Origin of the sequence: Mesorhizobium sp. M7A.F.Ca.US.007.01.2.1, from assembly GCF_003998165.1 — a bacterium.
Taxonomy (GTDB): domain Bacteria; phylum Pseudomonadota; class Alphaproteobacteria; order Rhizobiales; family Rhizobiaceae; genus Mesorhizobium; species Mesorhizobium ciceri.
Genome location: NZ_RZQP01000306.1, coordinates 1 through 6,066, shown reverse-complemented (window position 1 = coordinate 6,066; position 6,066 = coordinate 1). Strand labels below are relative to the sequence as shown.

The window sequence follows — 6,066 nt, the reverse complement described above, 5'->3', positions numbered from 1 at the left end:
GCGCTAGACGCTGGGCACCGGCAGCCCCTGTGGGCTCGGCCGGCACAACCGCCTTCTGCTGATATTGCATATCGAGTGCTGCCAATGCAATCAGCGGCGGTGGCATGGCAACGCCGGCAACTCTCATGGCGCGGGCCGTTTTCTGGCACTGGGCGATATCGTTCGCATCGGCGAGTTGCTCTGCCGCTTCGACAGTCAGCACGGATTCCTTGGGCGTGCTGGTCACGTCTGCGGGGGGCAGCGGCGCTGCCCTGCTTTCTTTCTGCGGGGCATTGTGCGCCGATCCGCTGGCTGCGTTGTCCTTGCCTGGCTGGGGAGCGTCGGTTGCCACGCCGTCCTGTCCGGTGATTTTTTGCGCAGAGCCCGTACCACCCTCCGACTTCGCTGGGTCGCCCGATCCGGTCGTGCCCTGCTTAGCTGAAGCCGCATCCGGCTTCTTTGCCGCGCCGGTGGGTGGGGGCGTCTCAGCTGGAGGCGCTTTCATGAAGGCGAGGATCTCGTGACAGAGGTTGACCGGGCCGCCTTTTCCCGACGCAACCACCTGACCGGCAGGCGCCTCAGCGGTCGGTGCGGCTGGCTGAGGCGTCGCGGTCTGTGCCTGGGAGGCCGAAACCGAGAGTGTAAGCATTCCCGCGAGGGCAATTCTTCTCATCGCTAGCTCCTTCCCCTTCGTGTCAGACGGTGCCGCCGGATGCAGTCGGGGCACCACCGTCGCACGCGTGCCAATCCAGACGAAATGTCCAACGCCGCCTTGCGTTCCATTGCTGCCTTCAACTATCAGGTTCCCGCATCGTCAACCCCCGTTATGAGGGCTCGGGCACGGATCGCCGCATACCGGCGCACCCGGGTCGGCTTATGTCGCCGAGCCGGTCTGCTTCAGCCGCACAAGAACAGCACAACGACTTTCGCCCTGACGTACTTGAGGCATCACCGTGCCGGCTGCACATGTTTTCGCCCGAATGACGCCGATCCGTGGAGCAGCACTCGGTTGCGGCCGGATTGTTTGGCAAGGTAGAGTGCCGCATCCGCGTGACTCTGTAACTGCTCTGGTGAGATGGCCTCGTCAGTCGTCTGAACTGCAACTCCAATGCTGAGTGTGACGCTAGGCGACATGCGGGATGCAGGGTTGGGAAAAGCCGCGGCCTCAACGCTCTGACGAATTCGCTCGGCCACCGCGACGGCCTCTTCCTCGTCCACCCCGGGCAGCAACACCAGGAACTCTTCGCCGCCGTAGCGGGCCACCTGATCGCGGTCGCGCCTCACGTTTTCCTGGATCATTCTGGCGACCTCGACCAGACAGCGATCGCCCTGGGCATGGCCGAGGTGGTCGTTCAGCTTCTTGTCGTCGATGTCGCACATCAGCATGGCGGCACCGCCGTGGCATTTCCGGCCACCGTCCCATAGACGGTCAAGCGTTTCCGTCATCCAGCGCCGGTTGGCTATGCCAGTGAGCGGATCAGTCCTCGCCAAAAGTTTCAGCCGATCATTCGCTTCCGCCAGTTCGGCGACCCTGCGCCGGTCGCGAAGCTCAAACAGGAAGGTCTTCTGAGCGAGAATTGTCATGCTGCGCCGCGCGGCGACCGTTGCGAAGATGCCGCTGGTGAAAACAACGTCGCAGCCACGGCGCTGCCAAATTCGATGCCCGGGTTGTGTAGTTGAAAAACGAGATAGAGACCGAGCGCCAAGGCGGCAATAGTCACCGTCCAGGCCAGCGGAACCCCGAAGATGATGATGGCTGTGATGGCCACGAACAGCATGATGTTCAAGTGCCGTTCGTAGAACTCGCCACCAGCGCTTACGCCGACCAACGCAACCGACAACAAAATGAGGAAGAAGCCCGCGATCAGCGAAGCCCCTTGTAGCCACGGCGCCCGCGGCTTTCGCCAGATAAGAACGACGGCCACAGCGACGGGCGGAATGATGGCGCCAGGCAGGAGCATGGATAGCGCAGTTGCCCTTGGGAGCATCACCATGTTGAGCGCGAGTGTCAGCACGTCCAACAAAGCCACCCAGACCATCCAGGCTCGGATGATCTTTGTCTGCGACCAGACACGCGCTCGAAACAGGCGGTAGATCTCGCCCGTCAGCCGGATATCGCGCGTGCGGCTCGCCAGTAGTCGGTCGACTTCTGCAGTTATGGCCAGGACTATCCTGCACGTCTAGGTGCATCCGTTCTGTCAAATATCGGCCCTTACAACTGGTTTCTCCTGAATGTTCCGCCCGAGCCATCCGCTCCTCGGGATGGACAAGAATGCCAAGCTATCCTGAAGATTTGATTTCCAGAGGTACCGACTTGCGAATTCCGCTGTGATCCCTGCAAGCGTTTACGGCTCCATCATGGCTCGCGGCCTGCTGCCAAGCCGCGCCCACTGACGAGACCGTGCCCCCGATCAGTGTCTCTTCGAGCAAAGGCGTACGGAGCGCATGAGAATGTCTTGGACTGCCCCTCCACTATCAAGTCGGGGTCGAAATCCAAAAGCCACCGTCTGCTGGCGGCTCAAGGCACTTGCCTAACTCCTAGCTATCTTTCCGATCGTGATAGCCACAATCTCACGAATTCTCTGGCGGGGATGACACTGTCGATGAAGGTCGTGGGATTGTCCACGGGCTGGACCTAGACGCCAAGATGGTGTTGCAGCAGCCCCGCCTGGATCTTGAGTTCGGCGGCCGGGCCTTCGTGGGCGATATGGCCATTGTTGATGATATAAACGCGGCTCGCGAGCGCCAGCGTCGCTGCGATGTTCTGTTCCACCAGCACAATTGTCTGCCCTGCCTGGACCAGCTCGCGGCAGGCGCGCACCAAGTCGTACACAATGACTGGAGCAAGTCCTTCGAAGGGTTCATCAAGCAGGAGGATCTTTGGGTTGCGCACCAATGCACGCGCTATAGCCAGCATCTGCTGTTCGCCACCTGACAAATCCGTACCACGGCTGGCGCGTCGTTCCTTCAGCCGGGGGAACATCGTGTAAATGCGTTCCAGCGGCCACCGGTCATCCGCAGTCAACCCGGCCAGAATGATGTTTTCCTCGACGCTCAGGCTGCCGAAGATGCGTCGATTCTCGTGCACGAGTTGCATGCCTTCCCGAGCGATGCTGTGCGCCTTCCTGCCAACCAGTTCGACCCCGTCTAGTTCAACCGAGCCGGTCCGCGGCGTCACGACCCCCATCAGGCTCTTCAGCGTCGTCGACTTGCCAGCGCCGTTGCGGCCCAGGAGCGCCACGACCTCATTCTTCTCGACCCTCAATGTGACGTCGAACAGAATGTGACTGTCACCATAATAGCTGTTTAATGCTCTCACATCGAGCAGGCTCATGCCACCTCTCCATGTACACCGCCAAGGTAGGCTTCCTGCACCTTTGCGTTGGCCTTGATCTCACTGGGCGTGCCTTCGGCCAGCACCCTGCCCTCCTGCAGGACGGTGATTTTCTCGACCAGCTCGAAGAGCGAATCCATATCGTGGTCGATGACGATCATCGTGCGTGCACGCGCGATTGACTTGAGCAGCGCCACGGTCTCGACGCGCTCGCGCGGGCTCATGCCGGCAAGCGGTTCGTCAAGCAGGAGCAGGCTCGGCGACGTCGCCAGTGCAAGACCGATTTCCAGCCGCCGCTTCTCGCCATAAGCCAGTTCCGAAACTGGCCGATCGAGCCGCGCCGTAAGGTTCACCAGCGCCGCCGTTCGCTCGACCTGCTCGCTGAGACCGGGAACGCTGTGGATACTCTTGAACAGATCAAGCCGGAACTTTCCACGCGCCTCGCCCAGCGCGGCAATCATCAGGTTCCGCCGCACCGTCAAGCGGTCGAATAGCTGGTTGATCTGGTAGCTCTTGGTGAGCCCGAGCTGGCACACCTCGGATACGCCCATGCCCGTAATATCGCGGCCGGCCAGTATGATGCGGCCGGAGGTTGGCGCGATCTCGCAGGTGAGCATCTTGAAGAACGTCGTCTTGCCCGCGCCGTTGGGTCCAATGATGCCCCGTATCTCCCCATGATCGACGCTGAGGTCGACGTCGCTGTTGGCTGTGATACCGCCATAGCGTTTGGTTAGGCCCTGCACCTGCAGGATCGGTCCGGATGCTGGCGCAGCACCACGCCGGCGCGCCGGCATCGGTTCGACGGCGGTCACGACGTGCGGCGCACTCTCGACCGCGGTATTGGACGATTCGATGCGCTTGCGGCCACCGGTCAACCCATAGAGATCGACGATCGCACCGACGATGCCGCGCCGCAGGAAGCAGACCAGCAGCACGAAAACGATGCCGAGCACCAACTTCCATGTGGCGCCGAGATGCAATGTGTTCTGGAAAAAGTCGCTGAGATAGAGCCACACCGTCGCGCCCACCAGCGGCCCGAACAGTGTGCCGGCACCGCCGATCGCCGTCTGCATCACGACCTGGCCGGACGTGTCGAACATGAAAGCGTCCGGCGGCATGAAGCCCTGCATCACGCCCAACAGGCCGCCGGCAAAGCCGGCATAGATCGCGGCAACCACGAAGGCCGTGAGCTTGTAGCCGTGTATGTCGTGGCCCAGCGCCGCGGCGCGGAGCGGATTGTCGCGGATCGCCGAAAGGATCGCGCCAACGGGCGAGCGTACGATGCGCAGTGCGACGGCAATGCCGATGAAATAGCAGAACGCCAGGAAGGTATACATCGTCCAGTCGGTGTTGAATTCGAGCACCGTGAAGCCGAGGTTGACGACCGGGGTTGGCACGCCAGGCAAGCCGTTCTCGCCGCCCGTGAATGCCGAGAGCGGATTGAACTCGACAAAGAAGAAGACTTCGGCGATCGCCACCGTGATCATGGCGAAATAGATACCGGTGCGTCGCAGGGCTATCAACCCGATCACGTAGCCGACGACACCCGACACGACGGCGCCCAGGACAATGGCAGCCATGACATAAGAGAAGCCGGTTTCAGTCAGGAGATAGGCGGCGAACATCCCGCCAGTACCGTAGAAGGCCGACTGGCCGAAGGACAGCAATCCCGTGTAGCCGAACAGGATGTCGAAGCCGATCCCGAACAGTCCCCAGATCAGGATACGATTGATCGTGCTGGGCGAGAACCCGAGATGGGGCAGAACGAAAGGCGCCAGGACGAGCGCCAGCGCCGTCAGAAGCTCGACGAGGAAGGGATGTTTGATGTTCATGGACGACCGCGTCTACTCACGCCCTGCCGTGCCGAGCAGCCCGTGCGGTCGAAGCACCAACACCAGCGTCATCGCCACGAACAGCATGACATACGAATAACCAGGATTGAACATCGAGGTGATGCTGATGATTTCGCCGGCGATGAGGCCGCCAAGGATGGCGCCGGTAAAGGAACCGACACCGCCGATTACCACGACCACAAAGGTCTGGACCAGTATGGCTTCCCCGACATCGGGCGCGATCGACACCACGGGTGCGTTGACAATACCGGCGAAGCCAGCTGCCATGGCTCCGATGCCGAAGACGAGCATGAAGATCTTGTAGACATCGATTCCAAGCGAGTCGACCATTACCGAATCCTCGATGCCTGCTCGCACGATCATCCCGATGCGGGTGCGATAGAGCACGACATAGAGCATCAGCAGCGCCAGGGCGACGATGCCGAGGAGCGCCAATCGGTAGGTGGGATAGACCATGAAGCCGAGATGGGTAATGCCGACTAGCGAGGCGGGCGGCGGCACCGTGTGCGAGAGGCTGCCGAAGAAAAAGCGGACCGTCTCGACGAAAACGATGCCGAGCCCGAATGTGACGAGAAGCTGGTCCTCGAGCGGCCGCGTGTAGAAATGGCGAACGATCAGCCGCTCGATCAACACCCCCACGATCATCACGAACAGCGATCCGGCCGCCACCGCGGCGAGGAATGAACCTGTGTAGGTGTAGGCGAGCCAGCCGGCATAGCCACCGAGCATGAACATCGCGCCGTGGGCAAGGTTCAGGACGCCGAGCGTCCCGTAGATGATGGTCAGCCCGGAGGAGATCAGCGCCAGAAGCGCGCCGAGTACGAGCCCATTGAAGCACTGCGAAATGAAATTTGCCCAGTTGATCACTCTGCGCCCACCTTAGTCATGAAAAATATGCCC

General features: G+C 61.3%; 4 protein-coding genes and 1 pseudogene. All 5 read right to left on the bottom strand.

The genetic code is table 11. The features are described 5' to 3' along the window. Positions 1–652: hypothetical protein (locus EN949_RS31990; RefSeq protein ID WP_127371894.1), on the bottom strand; the 652-nt coding region annotated here is incomplete at its 3' end. Positions 653–927: 275 nt separating this feature from the next. Then, positions 928–1,967, bottom strand: a pseudogene (locus EN949_RS31985) (diguanylate cyclase). A gap of 647 nt (positions 1,968–2,614) precedes the next feature. Beyond that, the gene (locus EN949_RS31980) at positions 2,615–3,313 is read right to left on the bottom strand and encodes an ABC transporter ATP-binding protein (RefSeq protein ID WP_064995205.1); all 699 of its coding nucleotides are present in this window, start codon (positions 3,311–3,313) and stop codon (positions 2,615–2,617) included. Beyond that, positions 3,310–5,145 carry a branched-chain amino acid ABC transporter ATP-binding protein/permease gene (locus tag EN949_RS31975; RefSeq protein WP_127365626.1) on the bottom strand — a complete coding sequence of 612 codons (1,836 nt, stop codon included), beginning with the start codon at positions 5,143–5,145 and terminating at the stop codon, positions 3,310–3,312. Before EN949_RS31975 ends, EN949_RS31980 begins: the two co-directional genes overlap by 4 nt. A gap of 12 nt (positions 5,146–5,157) precedes the next feature. Continuing rightward, positions 5,158–6,033, bottom strand: coding sequence for a branched-chain amino acid ABC transporter permease (locus EN949_RS31970; protein WP_064995207.1), 876 nt, complete (start codon positions 6,031–6,033; stop codon positions 5,158–5,160). Between the last annotated feature and the right edge of the window lie 33 nt (positions 6,034–6,066).